Genomic DNA, 22,114 nt, shown 5'->3' with positions numbered 1-22,114 from the left:
CATGGCGAAACAAATACCTATAAAACTATTAAAGCATATTGATAGCTTAGTTGCTCATTTTGTAGACAATAAAAATACCTTTCGAGTTTTGGAAGTAGGATTAAACACTATGATTGGAGAATCTATTGGATTAAGAGATTTGATGCACTCTTATAAGTCTCGTATTAAAGATCCGAGTCATCTTAAGGATAAACTTTTGCGCAAAGCAAATGAACTCAAAAAGGGAGAAACATTTGATTATACACTAGATGACTTATTTGAGAAAATTAATGATTTAGTAGGTTTTCGAATCTTACATCTGCATACTAGTCAATTTGAAGCAATAAATATTGAGCTGAAAAAAATACTAGCAGAACATAAATGGCAAATTATTGAAGGTCCAAACGCTAGAACCTGGGATGATGAAACTAGAGCCTACTTCACAAGTATCGGGGTAGAAACATCTCCCCATCCCAACATGTATACAAGTGTTCACTATATTTTAAAGTCGAATAATTCTAATCCTATTACTTGTGAAATTCAAGTGAGGACCTTAATGGAAGAAGTTTGGGGCGAAGTCGATCATAAAATAAACTATCCTCACAAATCAAACAGTCATTCTTGCAGAGAACAGATAAAAACCCTAGCTAGAGTCACGTCAAGCTGTAGCAGGCTTGTGGATTCGATATTTAGCACATACAATTACGAACATAAAAAACAGGATGATATCAAAGTTCAGCCCATAAAGAAGATTACTCGAAAAAAAGACTAGGATCAGTTAAACTATATGAGCATACATGTTGTAATTGTAAAACTAGGATTTTCTTTTTCTGAATTTAACATCTAAAAGTTTTTGAGCTGCAAATCTTGCGGCCTTTTTTAAACTCTTTTTCTCATTAGCATATCGATTGATTAAGCTTCTCGTCAATTTCCTAATTTCATCATCAGACAAATTTTTGAGAAGTTCTTCTTTTCTAAGTTCTTTACTTAGATTTTTCCTTTCTAGTCTAACTTTCCTGGCATTTTCATAATTGTTCCAAGCCTCGGTAATATTTTTTATCGCCTCGCTTGTTTCTTTAAAAATTGCGGGCAAATATTTAATCATCAAGAAAAAATAGACAACCTCATTTAAAGAGATTTTTTTGAGTATATCCTCGATGATAATTTCTATAGACCCCTGTCGGATTTCAGACGCCCTTAAATGATCATAGGGCGACATCGCATAGCTCAAAAATCCCTTCTTATAAAATCTTCCGTAAAAATGATCTATAGTAATTAAAAAATGGCTAAAGTCTCTAAACGAAATATCATACTGCTCTATTGAGATTATCAAATCGAAGTCATCTCCTTCCTCTTCTGATAATACTTCAAAAATTTTACTTAAATATTTACTCTTGCTTTGAACAGGTTTTCTGTCTATTACTTTAACTGGCAACATAATACTTAAAATAGATTTGCATTGTAAATAAACATTCGTCGATTAGCTAGTAGTTGTAGGAAGTTTTTCTTCTACATAAAGCTCGCCCAATCGTTCGAGGCTCCAGTGCCCTTGCGCTATGTCTTTAAACCATACTTTAGTATTCTTAACGTTATTAATTGTTTGCCTTAAATGTCCTGGTCTATTGTTTAATTGCAGTGCCTTGTATGCAAACTCAACTTGCCCCTCTGTAAAAAAATCTGCTTTCACTATTCTAGTTATATAATATGCAATTACTACAATTCTATCATTCGTGCTCTCCCCGGGCCTTTTAAGATTTATGAATTCTTCCAAAGAAGGTTTTTCTTCACTTTTTGATAAATCAAATTCTTCAATTTTAATGGATTTCGCTGGTGATTTTTTGGCTGAAGCAGAGTTGGTTACCTTTTTACTTTTTGAAGGTTGCTCTTTGTAAATGCCTAGTATTATAGATTTAAGCTCTTCAACTTTCCCCGTTTGAAAGGCCAGTTCGCTATCATTTATAGTTTTGAAATATTTTTTGTGTGCAATTTTCCACTCTCTAGTGTAGTTCTTTACTCTATTATCAGTTCTACGCCTTGCAATATACGAGGTTCTGATTTCTTCTTTAGTAAAATTTTTCTGACCATAATCGCTCACGTAAAATGCATGGATTCCTATCCAAACGTTTTCTTGACAGTCTAAGTTAGTTTCGATATCATTAATATGAGGTATCTCCATTAATACAGGAATAATCTCTTCTTGGTCAGGCACATGCAGTACTTTTCCATTATTGGGATATAAAGCTGTTTGAATTGATTTATTCGAATTTACTTGCTCTCCTAATGGAATTTGCTGAAAACCTGCGCGATTATTTACTATTGCAGTTAACAATTCATTCATACTTTCTTTACCAACTTCATTGGTAAATGATATTTCATACGAAACCTCATCAATACCTTTTCTATATTTTATTGTATTCAATGTGGTCTCTTGTAATTGTTTAGCTTTAAAAGATTCACCACAATTTGTACAAAAACTTGCACCTTTTTTAATAAGGGTTGTACACGACTTACATTTAATTCTGCTTCCACAGGATGAACAGAAATTATCATTTTCAGTGACTATAATATTACAATTGAAACAGTTTTGCGACTCCATTTACAATTTTGTTTGAATAAATTAAACTTATCATTAGTGATATAAATAGTCGTTATTAACTATTATAAGAAAGTATCTAATTTACTTTTTATCAAGCAGCTGCTCCAACTTTTCAATCATTTCCTTTTGTTGCTCCAACATACGCTCATACAGTTCTACCATTTTATCAAGTGGATTGAAACTACAATGAAAGTTTGCCTGTGAGTTTTCAGTAAAAGTGTTCGCTACAGCACTATCATGAAATGTACTGGAAATAATATTTACTGCCTGTTCCTCATCAAAATTTCGAATAGCTTCCACAGGTACTTTAAGTATATCAGAAATCTGACGGAGTAGGGGAGCATCAATCGTCTCTTTTTGTTCCAGCAGCGATACTTTTTTCTGCGTCCAATCGTCGCCAAGGTCAATGGCCAGGGCTTCTTGTTTCATTCCCATCATTTCGCGAAAACGCTTTATGTTACGGCCTTCGTGTACTTTTTTATGCGGCATGGTAGCTTGTGTTGTCATAGTAGCAAATTTATATTTTTCAAGGCAGATATGCGTGGCTCAAAGTTAAATAAAATATTCCTGTAATGTAATAAAACATACCAACCATTACTTCGATATACCTTGCTGTGGTGCGTGCTTTGTACCAACAAAAAGGATAACCTATGCAAACGATCGCAACACCCCGCAACACAAAGCCTGCAACAAGGCGCATTACTATTTGCAGCAAATCGTACAACCGCTTTGGGAGTAGAAATACACCATATCCCGTGCTGCGGCTCGGTGGTAAATGGCTGCAAGATAGCGGCTTCAAAATAGGCCATGTGGTAGACATTATTTGTGAGAAAGGCCGGCTCACAAACGCCATTGCTAAGGAGCAAAAGTATGAGGCGTTACAAGAGCGGTTTCAAAGGGAAAAGATAGAAATTGTGTGATTTTACATTATGTTAAATAGAGAAATAATAAAATACCATACCTGTGAAAGTAGAAAAAACAATTAATTACCAGCGCACAGGAAAAACATATATTTATATGTACGCTCAAACCTCAGCGAAACTTGTAGTACCAGCGTTTTCCCATACAGCCAACCCAATGCCAATACCTGGGTTTTACTGGCTTTGTACATGAACACTAAGGATCTTTCGTACCAATGCCCTTGATGCGCTCAATAATTATGTGCTCAGAAGCCGCTAAGAAGCCGCCATTGTTTGAGCCTGCGGAATTTTTTGACTATAACGAGGCTACGGGGCGAGTTTGGCGGCTTTAGGCTTACCAGTAATTTTTAGCCAATTTTTTTACAAAGGTTGTTTTGTCCTATAATTTATATTATGTTAAGTATAAATTATGTAGTGATGATCAAAAACGTTGTTAATCATTACTATTATGAAATCACTTACCAATTATCAAATTAGGCGCGAACTAGCCGCCTACTGCAAATCCAAAGAAATACTTTGTATAAACCGCTATAATCTTGAAGTACCTGCCCTCTGAGCCTGCATTAGTGTAGATGCGCAAATGGGTTATGTAAAAGTTGTCATCCGTGATCATTATAGAGTTTTTGGATACTTAAATATTAACTACGTTTCACCTGTTGAAACCTTTAGAAAAATTCAGGAGTACCGAATGATATATCAACATGCACCAATATTGTATAAGTAAAACAGGCTACACAAAGTGTAGCCTATTTTATTATACTTAGATGCTTATAAACTCAGATCAGCTCAATTTCTTTGGCGGTGCCATTACCGTACCACACTTGTCACAAGTGCGTTTTTGCTCATCGGCATAAAAGGCATTCATTACCGGAGGTAACTGCGCCACAATATCCCCAACGGGTAAAAACTCTTCATATAATTTATGGGAACAGTTTTCGCAGTACCAGGCAAATGAGTCCTGCATATCTCCGGGACGTACCCGCTCGATCACCAGTCCAACGGTATTGGGTCCACGTTGTGGGGAATGTGGTACTTTAGCTGGTAATAAGAACATATCGCCTTCCTTGATCTCAATGGGTACAATCTTTCCGTCCTCTATAATCCGCACCACGACATCACCTTCAAGCTGATAAAATAATTCTTCGGTTTCATTATAATGAAAATCCTTCCGGCTGTTGGGTCCGCCAACGACCATTACAATAAAATCATCGACTTGCTTGTAGACTTGCTGATTACCGACAGGTGGTTTTAAGAGATGACGATGCTCGTCGATCCATTTAGTCAGGTTAAAGGGACGTTGTATAGCCATAATATGATGCTTCTAATTTTGAATTAAAGTTACTGTTTTTTTGAATGTCTGTTTATCCTTTTCTGAAAATCCATTTACCCACTTCTTTCATGGTAATTTTTTTACCATACATCAGGATGCCTGTTCTGTATATCTTTCCGGCGAGCTTAGTCGTCAGGATAAAACCTACAACCAGACAGACTGCAGAGGCAATTAATTGCCAGGCAGGTACCCCAAACGGAATCCTTGCCATCATCACAATGGGTGATGTGAGCGGGAAGATACTGCCGAAAACAGCCATGCCACTGTTTGGATCTCTGATCACCGCGGTCATCAGGAAGAAACTGAAAATGATCGGTAAGGTGATGATGGTTGTAAACTGTTGCGCATCCTGCTGGTCTTCGTTAACCAAACTGCCTACAGCTGCAAATAACGCGGCATAAAGGAAGTAGCCTCCTAAGAAATAAAACAGGAACCAGGCAACAATGCTCAGCCAGTTGATACTACCCAGGCTGCTGCTGATCATCTTAAACATTTCTAGTTTAGTATTGCCCCCCTGCGCACTTTGTGCTATTTGTGCTGCTTCGGATATATTCATTTTGGCCGTCATCATCGGGCTGAAAATAAAGAAGATTGCCCCCAGGAAGACGACCCAGATCAGCACCTGTGTCAAACCGACCAAGGCTACCCCAACAATTTTTCCCATCATGAGTTGGAATGGTTTTACAGAACTGATAATGATCTCTGCAATACGGTTTGTTTTCTCTTCCATAACACTGCGCATCACGCTCATGCCGTATAATAACATAAAGAAATACAATAAAAATCCGCTCACAGTTGAAATGCCGCTGGCGATGGCTGAATTTGATTTTTTCTCTTCCTGCCCTACTTTGTTTTCAAAGGAAATGGTAGCTTCATTGGCTGCTTTATATTTCTCCTGATCGATTCCGGCCGTTTTCAGGCGTTCATTTATTAAGAGGTCATTCATCTGCTCTTTCAACTCGCTTTCTACCTCTGTACCCGGTTGTTCATTACTGAAAATAGTCAGGGTTTCTTTTTTATTGATATCGATCGCGGGCACATATACAAGGGCATCAAAGGCGCCATCTTTCAATTCCCTTTTTAAAGAATCCAGGTTTTTATGACTGAATTCAAAAGAAACATTTTTGGTCGACTTGATATGATTGATGAAATATTGGCTCTCATCCAATATGGTCACTGTTTTTACCTTTGAGCTCTTCATGGTCAGATAAGTCGTCAAAGCACTAAAGGCAATAAAGAGTAAAGGCAATAAAAGTGTGGTAATGATAAAAGAGCGTTTCTTGACTCTGGTAAGGTACTCGCGTTTTATGATGATTCCTGTTTTCATTGGAAAATATGTTTTAATAAAATTAGAAGGTATCGAATGGTCGGGCATTTGGAGTAGCCCCTACTATTTTGATAAAAATATCATTCAGAGAGGGTAAGTGTTCCTGAAAAGATATGATGTTGTTCTGTTGCTGGATAAAGTGCAATAAGATATCATTGGCGGAACGGCCTTCTTCCAGTTGGAAACGCAAAAAGTGTTCTTTTTGGTCCAGTACCTTGATCCTGTCAGGTAAGCTGGCCATCGGATGGGCCAACTCAAGATTAAAGATATGCTCTTTATAATCCTGCTTAACCTGTTGTACGCTGCCGTCTAATAATTTTTGTCCGAGATTGATCAAGACGATCTTATCACAGATTTCTTCTACCTGTTCCATACGGTGGGTACTGAAAATAATGGTGGTGCCTTCTTTTGACAGACGGAAGATCTCTTCTTTGATTACATTAGCATTCACCGGATCTAAACCACTAAAGGGTTCATCCAGGATCAGTAATTTGGGATTATGGATTACCGTCGCTACAAATTGTAGTTTCTGGCTCATCCCTTTACTCAGGTCTTCTACCTTTTTGTTCCACCAGCTGTTCATTTCCAACCGATCCACCCAGTATTTAGCACGTTCCAGTGCTTCTGTTTTATTTAGCCCTTTGAGTTGTGCGAGATAAAGGATATGCTCCCCTACTTTCATTTTCTTATAAAGCCCCCGTTCTTCCGGCATATAGCCAATCAGTTCCGTATTCTTTAATCCCTGAAAAGGCTTACCATCTAAAATAATCTCTCCGGAATCCTGATAAAAAATACCGGTGATCATTCTTAATAAGGTACTCTTCCCTGCCCCATTCGGCCCTAACAATCCAAAAATACTCCCGTTTTCTATGTCGAAACTGATATCGTTTACAGCTTTATGTGCCGCATACGATTTACTTAGATTTCTGACAGATAGTAAAATGTTGTTTTCCATAATTCCTCTAAATCATTTATGCTTTAAATACGAAAATGTTGCCCTGAGGCAACATTTTCAAAGATAATTTAGAATTATCAGAAAGCCCAATCCAATCTTAATTTCCCCCAATTAAATCCCCCTACCCTGAGTTATAGGTGATTGTAATCACTTATTGTCAATTAAGGATAAAGCGTTCGATTGGCTTAGGATTATCTTAATAGAGTAATGTCTCCCTTGAAGAATTTGGTGGTACCATCTAAAAAGATAATTTTTACCGTGTAGAAATATACATCCTGGCTTTGCAGCTCTCCTTTATAAGTACCATCCCAACCCACATTCAGGTGTGTTGTAGAGAATAATAACTGTCCCCAACGGTTAAATACTCTGAAATCAGTCAGCTGGTAGGCACGGTCTATAGCCAACACCGGAACAAATACATCATTTCGGCCATCTCCATTTGGAGTAAAGGCGTTGGGCATAACTGCATCTGTACGATAAGGCCTGACCTCAAAGTTAATAAGTGCAGTATCGGTACAGCCATGTTCTTCTACTCCTGTAATGATCACCTTCTGCCCTGTTGTCGCCTGGAATCGTTGTGATAAAGCAGTTTGATTACTAAAATAAGTAGCCGGACTCCAGGAAATGATATTGTAAGGCAGCCCGCTTGTATTACGGGTTTCAATTTTAACCTCTTCTCCGGCATAGGGCGATTCCGGGTCAATGTCTGCTCTCAGGTCAAAGTTTATGATATGGATATTTACTGTATGCTCGATACTATCACAGCCATTCACCGTTTTTATAGTGTCTCTAAAAGTGGTATTGGTAGTATAGGTCTTTCCATTATACCGCAAAGAGGTACATCCAAAAGTATCAATAATTTTCGTTAGATGATATTCCGGAAAGACGGTAATATTTGTCGTGGTATAAATACTATCGCAGCCAAGGACAGTATATATTGTATCCTTTATGACCGTGCTGGAAGTATACGTTGTGCCATTGTGCGTCACCTGGCCACAATCTCTCAGATTTTGTGTTTGTGTAATTGGATTTACAGGAATAACCGATAGGTTAAGGGTCACGATACTATCACATCCGTTTACATTCACCAGCGTATCTTTCGCCGTATTATTGGCTGTTGTATAGATATTGCCATTAAAACTATAGGAGGAACCCTGACAGATTGTTGCGGTCTTTATACCATAGGTTTTAGGATTGAAAGCCAAATTCAAGGTGATGATACTATCGCAACTGTTCGCATTGGCCAGCGTATCTTTTACGCCACTAACGGCAGTCGTATAGGTAATACCATTGAAGGTGTATGTTGCGCCCTCACAAATATGCACATTCCGGGTACCGGTCAGATAAGGATTTACCGTAATAGTCATGCTGGTTGTGGTGGCACAAAGCCCCGCGCTTGGTGTGAAGGTATAGGTTGTTGTGGCCGTATTATTCAGTGCCGGTGCCCAGGTACCGGTAATGCCATTATTGGACGTGAGTGGTAAGGATGCGAGACTATTACCGGTACATATTGGCCCTACCTGTGTAAAGGATGGCACAATGTTCGGATTAACGGTTATTGTCATCGTAACAGGTGTCGCACAAACCCCGGCATTGGGCGTGAAAGTATAGGTTGTGGTAGCGGTATTATTTAAAGCCGGCGCCCAGGTACCGCTAATGCCGTTATTCGAAGTCGTAGGTAAGGCCGTTAAGTTACCGCCTGCACAAATGGGTGCAACGGGTGTGAATGTAGGTATTGTATTTGGATTGACGGTGATGGTCATGGTTGTTGTCGTTGCACAGGCACCGGCACTTGGCGTAAAAGTATAAGTCGTGGTAGCGGTATTATTTAAAGCCGGTGACCAGGTACCGGTAACGCCATTAAGCGAGGTCGTCGGTAAGGGGGCTAAGCTTGCTCCGGAGCATATAGGAGCGATATTGGTAAAGCTTGGGGTAACAATCGGGTTCACCGTAATAGTCATGGTTGTTCCGGTAACACAGGCCCCTGTCGCTGTAGGCGTAAAAGTATAGGTCGTCGTTGCCGTATTATTTAGCGCCGGTGCCCAGGTACCCGCAATACCATTATTAGAGGTAGTGGGTAAGGCAGATAATGTTCCTCCTACACAGATGGCAGCAACCGGGTTAAAGGTCGGCACGGTATTATTGCCCACACTAATCGTCATAGTAGTGGTCGTGGCGCATAGCCCTGCTGTAGGGGTAAAGGTATAGGTCGTGGTAGCGGTATTATTTAAAGCCGGTGCCCAAGTACCGGTAATGCCATTATTGGATGTGGTCGGTAAAGGCGCTAAGGCACCACCAACACATATTGGCGGCACTTGGGTAAATGCCGGTAGTATATTTGGATTGACGGTAATCGTCATGGTAGTGGTCGTGGCACATTGCCCTGCTGCAGGGGTAAAAGTATAGGTCGTGGTAGCGGTATTATTTAAAGCCGGTGCCCAGGTACCGGTAATGCCGTTAGTGGATGTGGTCGGTAAAGGGCTTAAGCTTGCGCCCGAACATATTGCGGCTATTGGCGTAAAAGTAGGTGTCACGATCGGATTGACCGTTATGGTCATGGTGGTCGTCGTTGCGCAAAGCCCTGCCGTTGGCGTAAACGTATAGGTTGTGGTAGCCGTATTATTTAAAGCCGGTGCCCAGGTACCGGTAATGCCGTTAGTGGATGTGGTGGGTAATGGTGCTAAGCTTGCGCCCGAACATATTGCGGCCACTTGTGTAAACGCAGGTGTGATAATTGGATTGACCGTAATGGTCATGGTTGCGGTTGTCGCACATATTCCTGCAGTAGGCGTAAAGGTATAGGTTGTGGTCGTTGTATTATTTATTGCCGGCGTCCAGGTACCCGTAACACCATTATTCGAAGTCGTGGGCAATGCATTCAGGCTTGCACCGGCACAAATAGGGGCTACTTGCGTAAAGCTCGGTATCGTATTCGGATCAACGGTTATGGTCATGGTAGCCGTATTGGCGCACTGCCCTGCCGCTGGGGTAAAGGTATAAGTTGTTGTAGCGTTATTATTCAAAGCCGGTGCCCAGGTACCCGTAATGCCATTGGTTGATGTGGTGGGTAAAGGCGCTAGCGTTGCTCCGGCACAAATTGCGGCTACTTGTGTAAATACAGGTGTAACAATCGGCATTACCGTTATCGTCATGGTTGTCGTTGTGGCACAAAGACCCGCCGTAGGCGTAAATGTATAGGTTGTGGTGGCCGTATTATTTAATGCCGGTGCCCAGGTACCGGTAATACCGTTGGTTGAGGTTGTGGGCAAAGCAGCCATTGTTGCTCCGGCACAAACCGCAGCTATTTGGGTAAATGCCGGTACGACATTATTGCCAACATTGATTGTCATCGTGGCTGTGGCCGCACATTGCCCTGCTGTAGGGGTAAACGTGTAAGTGGTCGTTGCCGTATTGTTCAATGCCGGTGCCCAGGTGCCCGTAATACCATTATTTGAAGTAGTGGGCAAAGGAGACAGGCTGGCTCCGGTACAGATCGGTGCTACCTGTGTAAATGCAGGTGTAATTAGCTGATCGACGGTAATGGTCATGGTTGCGGTTGTAGCACATATCCCCGCCGTCGGGGTAAAGGTATAGGTTGTGGTGGCCGTATTATTTAATGCCGGTGCCCAGGTACCGGTAATGCCATTATTAGAAGTGGTAGATAAAGGATTGAGCGTTGTTCCGGTACAGATCGGCGCTACTTGAGTAAAAGTAGGCGTTACTAGCGGATTTACGGTTATGGTCATGGTCGTCGTTGGGGCACAGAGCCCCACGGTTGGGGTAAAGGTATAGGTTGTGGTGGCGGTATTGTTTATCGCCGGTGCCCATGTGCCCGTAATGCCATTATTCGAGGTGGTAGGTAAAGGAGTCATCGTAGCGCCTGCACAAACCGCAGGTACCTGCGTAAATACGGGTACAATATTAGGATTAACGGTAATGGTCATGCTAGCCGTATTGGCGCACTGCCCTGCCGTTGGGGTAAAGGTATAGGTTGTGGTAGCCGTATTATTTACCGCCGGCGCCCAAGTACCCGTAATCCCATTATTGGAGGTAGTGGGCAAAGGAGACAAGCTTGCTCCTGTGCAGATCGGTGCTACCTGGGTAAAAGCAGGCGTTACTATCGGGTTTACGGTAATGGTCATGGTGGCCGTATTGGCACACTGCCCTGTCGTTGGCGTAAAAGTATAGGTTGTGGTGGTGGTATTGTTTAAAGCCGGTGCCCAGGTACCGGTAACACCATTATTTGAAGTTGTGGGTAAAGGAGCCAGTGTTGCTCCGATACAAATAGGTGCTACTTGTGTAAATGCAGGGATAAGGGCGGGCGTAATGTTCAGGTTAATCACATAATTGGTATCACAAATATTGGCTCCTGCTACTAAAACGGTATCATAGTTGTTCTGGCTGGTCGTTCCTGCCGGGATGGTGATCCCGTTCCAAGTTGCGGGCAACTGGTTGCTACAATAAGATAATGTTTTGGGAATATAAGGATTCAGGTAATTAATAAATACCGTATCATACAAGGTAGTTGGGGCCGTAGCGCCGCAGCCGGCAATACCGGTAAATTTGGCCACATAGTAATCTGTTGCTGTGTCAGTAGTGATGTTGATACAGTTTGTCGTGCCATAGGGAGTGGTACTGTTTCCTTTATACCAGGTATACGTTCCACCCGGGCTAATGAACGGGACCGATGCATAAGAAATGTTACTAACCGTATAGGAAGGTGTAGAACCCGTTGGGGTAAATCGTTTTGCTTCCGGTGTCGTTACCGTCCATTGTGCACTGTTTGGTCCACGACCCGTAACAAATACACCAGAAGCATTTGTGGTCGCCCTCACCCCTTGTACTCCTTGTCCTGTGGTCGTAAAGGTGGGCCAGCCGGCACAATTATCTTTCCGGTTAATGTGCATCTCAATCACATTGGAAGTCTCATATAAGATCAGTTGGTTGGTGGTTTCTAAATTGTTGCAACTGTAGTAACGCACCTTACAAAACTCTATGATAAATCTTCTGTTGGGCGCCTGTCCTAAGGTCATATATCTTATGGTAGGGCTACCTGCCGGCACATACAGATCTTGAAAAGGAAACATAATAACATTGTTCAATTCTCCTAAACCTATTGCATCGGAGTATTTAAATTCGCTACGCTGACCGGCAAGGCTGGTATTAAAAGAAACGAAATTATTGTCTGAGAGCACACATTGTGTATAGGTTTGCCCATAAAAGGTAAATGAGAAACCAATATTGACGATTGAGGAAAATTCATCATCGAAACCGATATTCGATATGGTATTGGAAGGCGTGGAGGCACAAACATTAAATGTTGTTGCCTTACACACAGTAGTATCTTTAACGGAAATACCTATTTGCGCCAGCGCAGATAAATGCACCATGAGTATGGTGATAATACAAAATATTTTTTTCATAGGGGGGTATTTTGCAATTAATATAATATTGTAAATTAGGTAGGTATAATTTATCTAAAAATATTAATAAAAAAGCAAATAACAAAAAAATCGCTATGTTAAAAAATGTTAATGCCAATGCCCTGTAAGAAAATCCTACAGGGCATTGGCATTTTTAAATTATAATCAGTTTATCTTAAAAGAGTTACATCTCCTTTGAAGAATTTTTTGCTACCATCTCTGAAAATAATGGTTACGGTGTAGAAATACACATCCTGGCTTTGCAACTGGCCATTGAAGGTACCATCCCAACCTACATTAATATGGGTAGTAGAAAATAAGAGTTGCCCCCATCTGTTAAAAATCCTGAAATCGGTAAGCTGATAGCCTCTGTCCACGCCCAGCACAGGCACAAAAACATCATTTTTACCATCTCCATTGGGCGTAAACGCATTTGGTAAGATTACACTAGGGGTATAAGGCCTTACTTTAAAATCAATGACTGCTGTATCCTTACAACCTCTTCTGCCCACACCCGTAACCACAACATGCTGGCCGGTATTGGCCTGGAATTGTTGGAACAAGCTGGTTTGGTCGTTAAAATAGCTGGTTGGGGTCCAGGAAATTACATTATAGGCTTGTCCGTCAGCGCTATTAGTCTGTATCCTTACCTCTTCTCCTTCATAAGGATCTTCGGGATTGATGCTTGCCTGAAGATCAAATTTTACAATTTCGATATTCACATTATTGATAATACTATCGCAACCGTGTACGGTACGTATGGTATCTTTAAAGGAAACACTTTCTGTATAGGTAATGCCATTATACACCACTTTATCACAACCAAAAGTATCAATGATGAGTCCGTAATGGTATTCCGGATATACCGTAATATTAGTGGTTCTGTAAACGCTGTCACATCCTTGTGCGGTGTATAGCGTATCCTTCACAATTGTATTGTTAGTATAGTTTACCGATTTGAAAACAACATTACCACATCCTGCAAGCGCTTGATTCGTTAATATAGGATTAACCGGCGTTACCGTAAGATTAAGGGTAATGATACTGTCACAGCCTAAAGAGTTGATCAATGTATCCTTCGCCGTATTATTAGAGATCGTGTAAACATTTCCGTTAAAAGTATAGCTACTTCCCTGGCAGATCAGCGCCGTATGAATACCGTAAGTTTTTGGCTTGATGTTCAGGTTTAAGGTAATGATACTGTCACAACCATTTGCATTTGGCAAGGTATCTTTTACCCCGCTAATTGCTGTTGTATAGGTAATACCGTTGAACGTATAACTATTGCCTTCACAAATACTGGCATTTCTGTTGCCCGTCAGATAAGGATTCACCACAATCGTCATGGTTGTGGGGAGTACACATTGTCCTCCTGTGGTATTTGGCGTAAAGGTATAGGATGTGGTGGCCATATTATTTACCGCGGGAGACCAGGTACCGCTTATTCCATTATTTGCAGTTGTCGGCAGTGCGGCTAATGCCGTTCCTGCACAGATTGGTGCGACCTGAGTGAATGCCGGTGTAATATTAGGATTAACGGTAATGATCATCGTTGCCGGTAAAGCACATTGACCTGCAGCCGGGGTAAAGGTATAGGTCGTTGTTGCCGTATTATTTAATGCAGGTGACCAGGTACCACTAATTCCGTTGGTGGAAGTAGTCGGTAATGCCGCTAAGCTGGCTCCGGTACATATCGGATTTACGGGAACAAAAATTGGTGTTGTTCCTGGGGTAATCGTAATCGTCATGGTTGTGGAGGTCGCACATTGTCCTGTTGCCGGTGTAAAGGTATAGGTCGTTGTCGCCATATTATTTATAGCAGGTGCCCAGGTTCCGGAAACCCCGTTTGTTGAGGTTGTTGGTAAAGCGGATAAAGGCGTGCCGGCACATACCGGTCCCACTGCTGTAAAGCTTGGGCTAAGAATCGGATTAACCGTAATGGTCATCGTTGTGGTGGTCGCACATTGCCCTGCCGCAGGTGTAAAGGTGTATGTGGTCGTTGCAGTATTATTCAAAGCCGGAGCCCAGGTACCGGTGATCCCATTTGTCGCGGTCGTAGGTAATGCTGCAAGGCTTGCACCGGAACAGATTGCATTTACCGGAGTAAATGTCGGCAGCGTATTATTATTTACCTGAATGGTCATGGTCGCGGTTGCCGCACATTGTCCTGCTGTTGGCGTAAAGGTATAGGTGGTGGTGGCCGTATTATTCAAAGCCGGTGCCCAGGTACCCGTAACACCATTATTGGAAGTCGTCGGTAAAGGACTCAATGTGGTACCGGTACAAATAGGTGCAACGGGTGTAAATGCAGGCGTCGTATTCGGATTAACCGTGATGGTCATGGTAGCAGTCGTCGCACATTGTCCTGCAGCCGGCGTAAAGGTATAAGTTGTTGTAGCCGTATTATACAATGCCGGTGACCAGGTACCCGTAACGCCATTTGTCGACGTGGTGGGTAAAGCGGTTAAAGTGGTTCCGGAACAGATTGCCGCAACAGGAGTAAAGCCCGGTGTTAGTATCGGATTGACCGTAATGGTCATTGTGGTGCTGGTCGCACAAACGCCAGCGGCCGGGGTAAATGTATAGGTTGTGGTCGCCGTATTATTTAAAGCCGGTGACCAGGTACCGGCAACACCATTGTTTGAAGTGCTTGGTAATGCGGTTAAGGTAGCTCCTGAACAGATCGCAGCAACCTGTGTAAATACAGGAAGTGTATTATTACCCACATTGATGGTCATAGTTGCGGTTGCCGCACATTGTCCTGCTGTCGGCGTAAAGGTATAGGTGGTGGTGGCCGTATTATTCAAAGCCGGCGTCCAGGTACCCGTAATGCCATTCGTTGAAGTGGTTGGCAAAGGAGCCAGTGTGCCTCCGGTACAAATAGGTGCTACCTGCGCAAATGCTGGTGTCGTATTAGGGTTGACCGTGATGGTCATTGTTGCCGTATTGGCACATTGTCCTGCTGTCGGGGTAAATGTATAGGTTGTGGTGGCCGTATTATTCAAAGCCGGTGACCAAGTACCCGTAACGCCATTGGTTGAAGTAGTCGGTAATGCCGTCAGCGTAGCACCAGAACAGATAGAAGCCACCTGCGTAAATGCCGGGCTTAATACCGGATTTACTGTAATGGTCATAGTGGTACTTGTGGCACAAATACCTGCTGTCGGTGTAAAGGTATAGGTCGTGGTTGCGGTATTATTTAAGGCCGGTGTCCAGGTACCCGTAATGCCATTGTTTGAAGTAGTGGGTAATGCAGCCAATGCAGCTCCAGCACAGATTGGTGCTACAGAGGTAAATGTCGGTAAGGTATTATTCCCCACGGTAATGGTCATGGTGGTACTTGCCGCACACTGCCCCGCTGTTGGGGTAAAGGTATAGGTGGTGGTAGCCGTGTTGTTTAAAGCCGGAGCCCATGATCCTGTTATACCATTGGTAGCAGTGGTTGGCAAAGGAGACAAAGCCGCTCCAACACATATCGGGCTTACCTGCGTAAAGGCCGGGGTAATGATTGGGTTTACGGTTATAGTCATTAAAGCCGGTTCCGCACATTGGTTTGGATTGGGCGTAAAGGTATAAGTAGTGGTTGTGGTATTATTTAAAGCGGGTGACCAGGTACCGATCACACCATTGGATGCCGTATCGGGTAATGGTGCTAAGCTTGTTCCGGCACATATAGGTGCTACCTGCGTAAATGTCGGGGATAAAATCGGATTAACGGCAACGGTCATCGTTACGTTAGTACCGCATTGCCCGGAATCAGGTGTAAAGGTATAAGTAGTGGTGGCATTACTATTTACAATTGGCGACCAAGTACCGATAACGCCATTCAGGGAAGTGGTTGGCAGCGGATTTACTTTAGTACCCAGGCATACAGAAGGCTCTTGAGCAAATAGTGGTATTACATTTGGATTAACGACAATCGTCATGCTCGCATTTGTAGCACAAAGCCCGGATGTTGGGGTAAAGATATAGTTGGTGGTTGCTGTATTGTTTATCGCCGGAGCCCAGGTTCCGGTAACGCCATTCGTCGAGGTAGTGGGTAGCGGACTTAAACTTGCGCCTGCACAAACCGGTGCCACCTGTGTAAATACTGGGGTCGTCCCGTTTACAGTTATGGTCATCGTCACATCAGTCGCACATTGTCCCGCTGTTGGGCTAAAGGTATATGTAGTTGTAGTGGTATTATTCAAAGCAGGCGACCAGGTACCCGTAACGCCATTCGTTGAAGTGGTTGGTAAAGGGCTCATCATCGCACCCTGACAAACAGGCGCTACTTGTGTAAATGCAGGTGTAATGCTATTTACAGTAACAGTCGTTGTTGTAGTACCAACGGCACATTGTCCTGCATTCGGAGTGAATGTATACGTTGTGGTTGCGGTACTATTGAATGCGGGGGTCCAGCTACCGGTGATGCCATTTGTTGAGGTTGTCGGTAATGGATTTGTTGTGCTGCCAAAACATACAGGAGCAATTGCACCGAAATTAGGCACCACACTGTCGACAGATACCGTCATAGTGGTATTTACTGCACATTGTCCGGGTGTTGGGGTAAAGGTATAAGTAGTGGATGCGGTGTTATTCCAGGTTGGCGACCAGGTTCCGCTAATACCATTTGTCGCCGTAGCCGGTAATGGATTTGTTGCACTGCCATAACAAACAGAAGCAATCTGGTTGAAGGTAGGCGTAATTGTATTGGGATGTACAACAATCGTCATTGATGTGGGTTCCCCACATTGTCCCGGATTTGGGGTAAAGGTATAGGTCGTCGTCGTCGTATTGTCAATAGCCGGAGACCAGGTACCGGTAATGCCTTCTAATGAAGTGGTCGGTAAGGGATTTATCGTTCCGCTGACGCAGATCGGAGGCACCTGATTAAAGCTAGGGGTAATGACCGGCAACACCTGTATGGTCATGGTCGTACTGGCGGCACATTGTCCGGTATCCGGTGTAAACGTATAGGTGGTGGTAGCCATATTATTAATGGCCGGCGACCAGGTACCGGTAATCTGATTATTGGAAATCGTCGGTAAAGGTGCTAAAGGATGCCCGATACAGATGGGTGGTACTTGGGTAAAAGCAGGCACCGTATTGTTATTAATCTGTATGTTCATCGAGGTGAGCAGAGCACATTGCCCGGCATTGGCATAAAAAATATAGGTCCCAGATGTCGTATTGCTGATTGTAGCGGGTATCCAGGAACCGGTGATCCCATTAATAGAGGTGGTGGGTAAGGGCGGAATATTGGAGCCGATACATTTTGGTGTGACTAGGTCGAAATACGGTTGTGTATTGGGATTTACTTGTATTGTCATGGTTGCCGGAAGTGCACAAGTAGTGCTATCCGGGGTAAAAGTGTAAGTGGTTGTCGCCGTATTGTTCAAAGCGGGGGTCCAGGTACCGTGAATGCCATTATTAGATGTTGTCGGCAAAGGGTTTAACGCTCCATTGGCACATATCGGGGCTACCTGTGTGAAGGCAGGACTTAGTGCAGGTGTAATATTAAGACTCACGACGAAATTGGTATCGCAGCCGGTACCGGTTACTAATACGGTATCATAATTGCTTTGACTGGTCGTACCTGCAGGGATACTCATCCCATTCCAGGTTGTTGGTAATTGGTTTTGGCAATAGGTCAGGGTTTTAGGTGCCGTTGTAACATTATGGTGGATAAATACGGTATCCGATGCCGTCATAGGTATATTGGAATTACAACCTATGGTTCCGGTATATACTGCTACATAATAACTAGTGGCCGGATCGGTAGTAATATTCACACAGTTGGTACTGGCATAAGGCGGGGTATTATTGCCTTTATACCAGGTGAATGTTCCGCCTGGGTTAAAGAAGGGTTCTGAAGTATAGCCAATACTGGATACCGTATAGGTACTGCCGGAAGGTGTAAAGCGGGTCGCTTCCGGAGCACTGATGGTCCAGGAAGCATTGGCGGGGCCTCTTCCGTTTACAAAGACCGCCGAAGCATTTGTGTTTGCACGAACACCTTGTACCCCCTTACCTAAGCTAATGCCGATGGGCCAGTTGGGACAGTCCTGTTTTTGTGCAATATGCATTTCAATATTATTTGATCCTTCGAAAAGAACCAGCTGATTGGTGGTAAGTAAAGTATTACAGGTATAATAACCTACATTACAAAATTCGATAATAAGCCTTCTGTTGGGCGCCGTTCCGGTGGTCTTATAACGGATGATGCCATTGCTGGTTGCGATGTTCAGATCCTGAAAAGGGAACATGATCACATTGTTCAGCTGATTGGCATTGAGCGCATTTTGATAAGTAAACTCGCTGATTTGACCGGATAGTCCGGTATTGAAGGACACAAAGTTGTTGTCTGAGATGACTAACTGCGTATACGTTTGTCCGTAAAAAGTGAATGGAAAACCGATATCAACTGCAGAAGAAAACTTGTCATCCATGTCAATGTTCGGAAGTGTACTGGCAGGTGGCGTGGCACATACATTAAAGGTCGTTGTCTTACAGACCGTGGTGTCTTTAACCGTCATCCCCAATTGTGCTTTGGCAGAAAATGCCACACTCATGAGTACGAATACGGACGTGAAAATTCGTTTCATAACATTATAGATTTACTTTTAAAATAGGTAGGGGCTTCTCTTCGTTTAGACACTATATAGTGTTAACGAAATGTAAAGGTAGTTAATGGTTTTAAAAAATGCAATTATCTTAATATTAAATTATAAGGGGAATCCCTCAATAAAAAAAGAACCCGGAATCGGGTTCTGTTATGGTTCTTGCAGATTTCTCTTTAGTAAAAAATGAGGCTGATAGGTCAGGAATAGTGCGTAGGAGTAGTCAAGTCGCTTATTTCCAATATCATAGAAAGGTTCCAGCCGTACATCAATAGTCATTTGGGGCATTATTTTTTTCTGATAAGCCAGTCCGAGCATGACCATTTTTCGATCGGGTGTAAGCAGATCGGGATTACCGGGATTATAACTCAAGGATTGAAAAAGGACGCCGCCTTTAGGCGCAATAAACTGCTTTCCCTGCCAATACCCTGCTGTAGCATAAAATCCTTTTTGAAACTGTACATTCAGGTTGGCGTACATACCCGAACCGTTTTTGTACGCAAGATCACTATTCCCTGCCAGATCTTTATAATAAAGATAATAGGCATTCAACCCGATACTTTTAATGGTCCGGGAACTGATTTTTTGGGTAATATCCAGACCCACTGCAGCATTGAATAATGTTACGGTAGGTGAATTTGTAGTATCCAATTGTCCGCCGTTATGACTGGCCAGCACTTGTACGGGGATGCTTAGGCTCGTGCCACCTTCATGGAATATCCTCAGACGGGTGTTGTTTCCTATGGTAAACCGCTCGTTATAATTTACATTATAATATTGCTGCTTTTCCCAATCAATCCAAAGTTCGGAATAGATCGACCGTTTATTGACCTTTAGCTGTATCCCGTTTTCCAAATAGTTGGTCATCAATCGTTCGTAACCAAACATCGGATCAAGCATCCGGTGATTGATATGGCCGCCATAATTACCAAAACTAAGGCTATAGCCATTCTTGCTTAAGCTAAGATTGTAATAAGGGGCCACTTTAGCCAAACCCTCCGTACCAAAATCTTTTTTAAGGTATACCCCACCCTGCAAGCTTAAAATCTTGTTCGGTTTATAGGTCAATGCCATCACATTTTGTGTGCCAAATAAAGTATAACCACTTACGGAATTCAGAAAATATTCATTATTCTTAAAAAAGTTATTACTGTATAAACTGAAGTACAACGCATCTTTTTCATTTCTTAAGGAGCGGACATCCTGTTCCTCCATCAGGTTGCTGATTTGACCAAAGCTTTGCGCGCCCGCAAGCACAGCGGAACAGAATAGAATATATTTTAAACCTTTTATGTTCATCCTTATGATTATTGTTCTTTTACAATGTATTTGCGCCACTTCTCGATCACCTGTTCCATATCTAGAGGTATGTCAGAAGTGAACAACATATTTTCGCCCGTTACAGGATGTACAAATCCCAATTCTTTAGCATGTAAGGCCTGCCGCGGTAATATTTTAAAACAGTTATCGACAAATTGCTTGTATTTGGAATAGACCGTTCCTTTTACAATACGATCACCACCATAAGTTTCATCGTTAAATAAAGGATGCCCTATCAACCTGCTGTGTACGCGTATCTGATGGGTACGACCCGTTTCCAGTCTGAATTCCAGCAAAGACACATAATGGAATTCTTCCAGTACTTTATAATGGGTTACTGCATGTTTTCCATGATCTCCATCCGGGAAGGCATCCATTTTTTTTCTAAAACGCATGTTGCGTCCTATATTAGCGGTAATGGTTCCTTCCGGACTTTCAAAATGTCCCCATGCCAGCGCAATATATCTTCTATGTATAGTGTGTTCCTGAAATTGCAGGGACAAATGTTTAGCTGCTGCTTCATTTTTGGCCACTAGAATCAGCCCGCTGGTATCTTTATCGATACGGTGTACCAAGCCTACTCTGGGTAGGTCTATAATCCTGTTTTTATCTTCTTCGGGATTCAAATACCAGGCCACTCCGTTTACCAAAGTACCGGAGTAATTACCGCTACCGGGGTGTACCACCATACCGGCCTTTTTATTAATTACGAGTACATCATCATCTTCGTAAGCAATATCAAGATCCATCGGTTCCGGAATAATGTCGGTACGGTCTGGTCTTCTGTTATCGAAGATTACCACTTCCATACCCGGTTTTACCCGGAAATTTGCTTTAACCGGCTTGCCATCCACCAAAACCATTTCCTCATCAATCGCTACCTGGATCTTATTACGGGTCGCACCTTCCACACGATTCATAACAAATTTGTCTACCCTTAAAGGCTCCTGGCCCTTATCTACAATAATTCTCAAACGTTCTGTCAGTTCCTTCTCCTCTACCTCCGATTCCGGTAATTCTTCGTCTTCCCACTCTTCTGTATGCATATCAAAATATTTTAAACGGCAAAAATACAATAAGTATATTAGTTAAAAATTTATAAAATTCAATATATACACGATTAAAGAATAGATAATCAAATTTTTATTACATAATTTCGCTTCAATCAATGAAAAAATCGTTCGCCATATTAATGTTATTCCTGTATAGCCTGTCCGTTTCTGGATCGGTGATGCAGATGCATTTTTGCGGCGATAATATTTCTTCGGTAAGTTTTAGCAAGCAAGGCATTTCTTGTTGTTGCAGCGATGATGCCGAAAATAAACCGGCGAAAGGTGCTACAGAAGAGGTTAAACAATCTGCTAAAAGTTGTTGTGATAATGTAGAACTTAGTTTTAAGGTTAGTGCAGATCATCAGCATACCGAAGCAGCTTCTAACTTACAATCACTGCAGACAGCATTACCGCTGCCGCTAATTGCTTATGAGGTGCCTAAGGCATTGCACTTAACCGGTACAGCACAACATTTATCTTATTTTGCCAATGCCCCGCCCGATGGGCTCTGGCAGGCAATTCCCCTTTATAAATTATTTCAGCGTATTGTATATTATGGATGATCATGTTCCTTTTTCCAAAATGAACGACATGATCTTTAAGAACCATA

At 42.4% G+C, this 22,114-nt stretch carries 13 protein-coding genes; 3 read left to right on the top strand and 10 right to left on the bottom strand.

All coding sequences use genetic code 11. The features are described from left to right. Position 1 precedes the first annotated feature (1 nt). Positions 2-751: a RelA/SpoT domain-containing protein gene (locus DBR32_RS09620; protein ID WP_124636095.1), complete on the top strand. Its 750-nt coding sequence runs from the start codon at positions 2-4 to the stop codon at positions 749-751. A 42-nt stretch (positions 752-793) separates the two neighbouring features. Here the strand turns inward: DBR32_RS09620 and DBR32_RS09615 are convergent, their stop codons facing one another. The 3 genes from DBR32_RS09615 to DBR32_RS09605 form a co-directional block, all read right to left on the bottom strand. Beyond that, complete coding sequence (locus tag DBR32_RS09615; RefSeq protein WP_124636094.1) at positions 794-1,417, bottom strand: hypothetical protein; 624 nt, start codon at positions 1,415-1,417, stop codon at positions 794-796. A gap of 42 nt (positions 1,418-1,459) precedes the next feature. After that, positions 1,460-2,575, bottom strand: a complete 1,116-nt coding sequence (locus tag DBR32_RS09610) for a zinc ribbon domain-containing protein (RefSeq protein ID WP_124636093.1) — start codon at positions 2,573-2,575, stop codon at positions 1,460-1,462. A gap of 81 nt (positions 2,576-2,656) precedes the next feature. Continuing rightward, positions 2,657-3,082, bottom strand: a complete 426-nt coding sequence (locus DBR32_RS09605) for a helix-turn-helix domain-containing protein (protein WP_233559706.1) — start codon at positions 3,080-3,082, stop codon at positions 2,657-2,659. Between the two features lie 143 nt (positions 3,083-3,225). On the opposite strand from DBR32_RS09605, the gene DBR32_RS09600 reads away from it, so the two are divergent. Further along, the gene (locus tag DBR32_RS09600; RefSeq protein ID WP_124636092.1) at positions 3,226-3,495 is read left to right on the top strand and encodes a SymE family type I addiction module toxin; all 270 of its coding nucleotides are present in this window, start codon (positions 3,226-3,228) and stop codon (positions 3,493-3,495) included. Between the two features lie 781 nt (positions 3,496-4,276). Here DBR32_RS09600 and DBR32_RS09595 read toward each other — a convergent pair. From DBR32_RS09595 to DBR32_RS09565, 7 genes are all read right to left on the bottom strand, one after another. Further along, entirely contained in the window at positions 4,277-4,804 is a 528-nt protein-coding gene (locus DBR32_RS09595) for a 3-hydroxyanthranilate 3,4-dioxygenase (RefSeq protein ID WP_199724436.1), read from the bottom strand. 52 nt (positions 4,805-4,856) lie between these two features. Further along, positions 4,857-6,152 (bottom strand): ABC transporter permease, encoded by a 1,296-nt coding sequence (locus DBR32_RS09590; protein WP_158605950.1) that lies wholly within the window; start codon positions 6,150-6,152, stop codon positions 4,857-4,859. Between the two features lie 22 nt (positions 6,153-6,174). Next, positions 6,175-7,107: an ABC transporter ATP-binding protein gene (locus DBR32_RS09585; RefSeq protein ID WP_124636090.1), complete on the bottom strand. Its 933-nt coding sequence runs from the start codon at positions 7,105-7,107 to the stop codon at positions 6,175-6,177. Between the two features lie 191 nt (positions 7,108-7,298). After that, positions 7,299-12,530, bottom strand: a complete 5,232-nt coding sequence (locus DBR32_RS09580; protein ID WP_233559705.1) for a gliding motility-associated C-terminal domain-containing protein — start codon at positions 12,528-12,530, stop codon at positions 7,299-7,301. Positions 12,531-12,700: 170 nt separating this feature from the next. After that, on the bottom strand, positions 12,701-19,117 hold the full coding sequence (locus DBR32_RS09575) for a gliding motility-associated C-terminal domain-containing protein (protein ID WP_124636089.1): 6,417 nt from the start codon (positions 19,115-19,117) through the stop codon (positions 12,701-12,703). Positions 19,118-19,285: 168 nt separating this feature from the next. After that, the gene (locus DBR32_RS09570) at positions 19,286-20,431 is read right to left on the bottom strand and encodes a hypothetical protein (RefSeq protein ID WP_124636088.1); all 1,146 of its coding nucleotides are present in this window, start codon (positions 20,429-20,431) and stop codon (positions 19,286-19,288) included. Positions 20,432-20,439: 8 nt separating this feature from the next. Next, positions 20,440-21,498, bottom strand: coding sequence for an RluA family pseudouridine synthase (locus DBR32_RS09565; protein ID WP_124636087.1), 1,059 nt, complete (start codon positions 21,496-21,498; stop codon positions 20,440-20,442). A gap of 122 nt (positions 21,499-21,620) precedes the next feature. On the opposite strand from DBR32_RS09565, the gene DBR32_RS09560 reads away from it, so the two are divergent. Then, positions 21,621-22,067 (top strand): hypothetical protein, encoded by a 447-nt coding sequence (locus DBR32_RS09560; protein WP_124636086.1) that lies wholly within the window; start codon positions 21,621-21,623, stop codon positions 22,065-22,067. Positions 22,068-22,114: the final 47 nt, after the last annotated feature.

Source organism: Taibaiella sp. KBW10 (genome assembly GCF_003852495.1).
Lineage (GTDB): Bacteria > Bacteroidota > Bacteroidia > Chitinophagales > Chitinophagaceae > Edaphocola.
The sequence above is the reverse complement of the archived record's forward strand: the minus strand, read 5'-3'. Positions and strand labels throughout refer to the sequence as shown.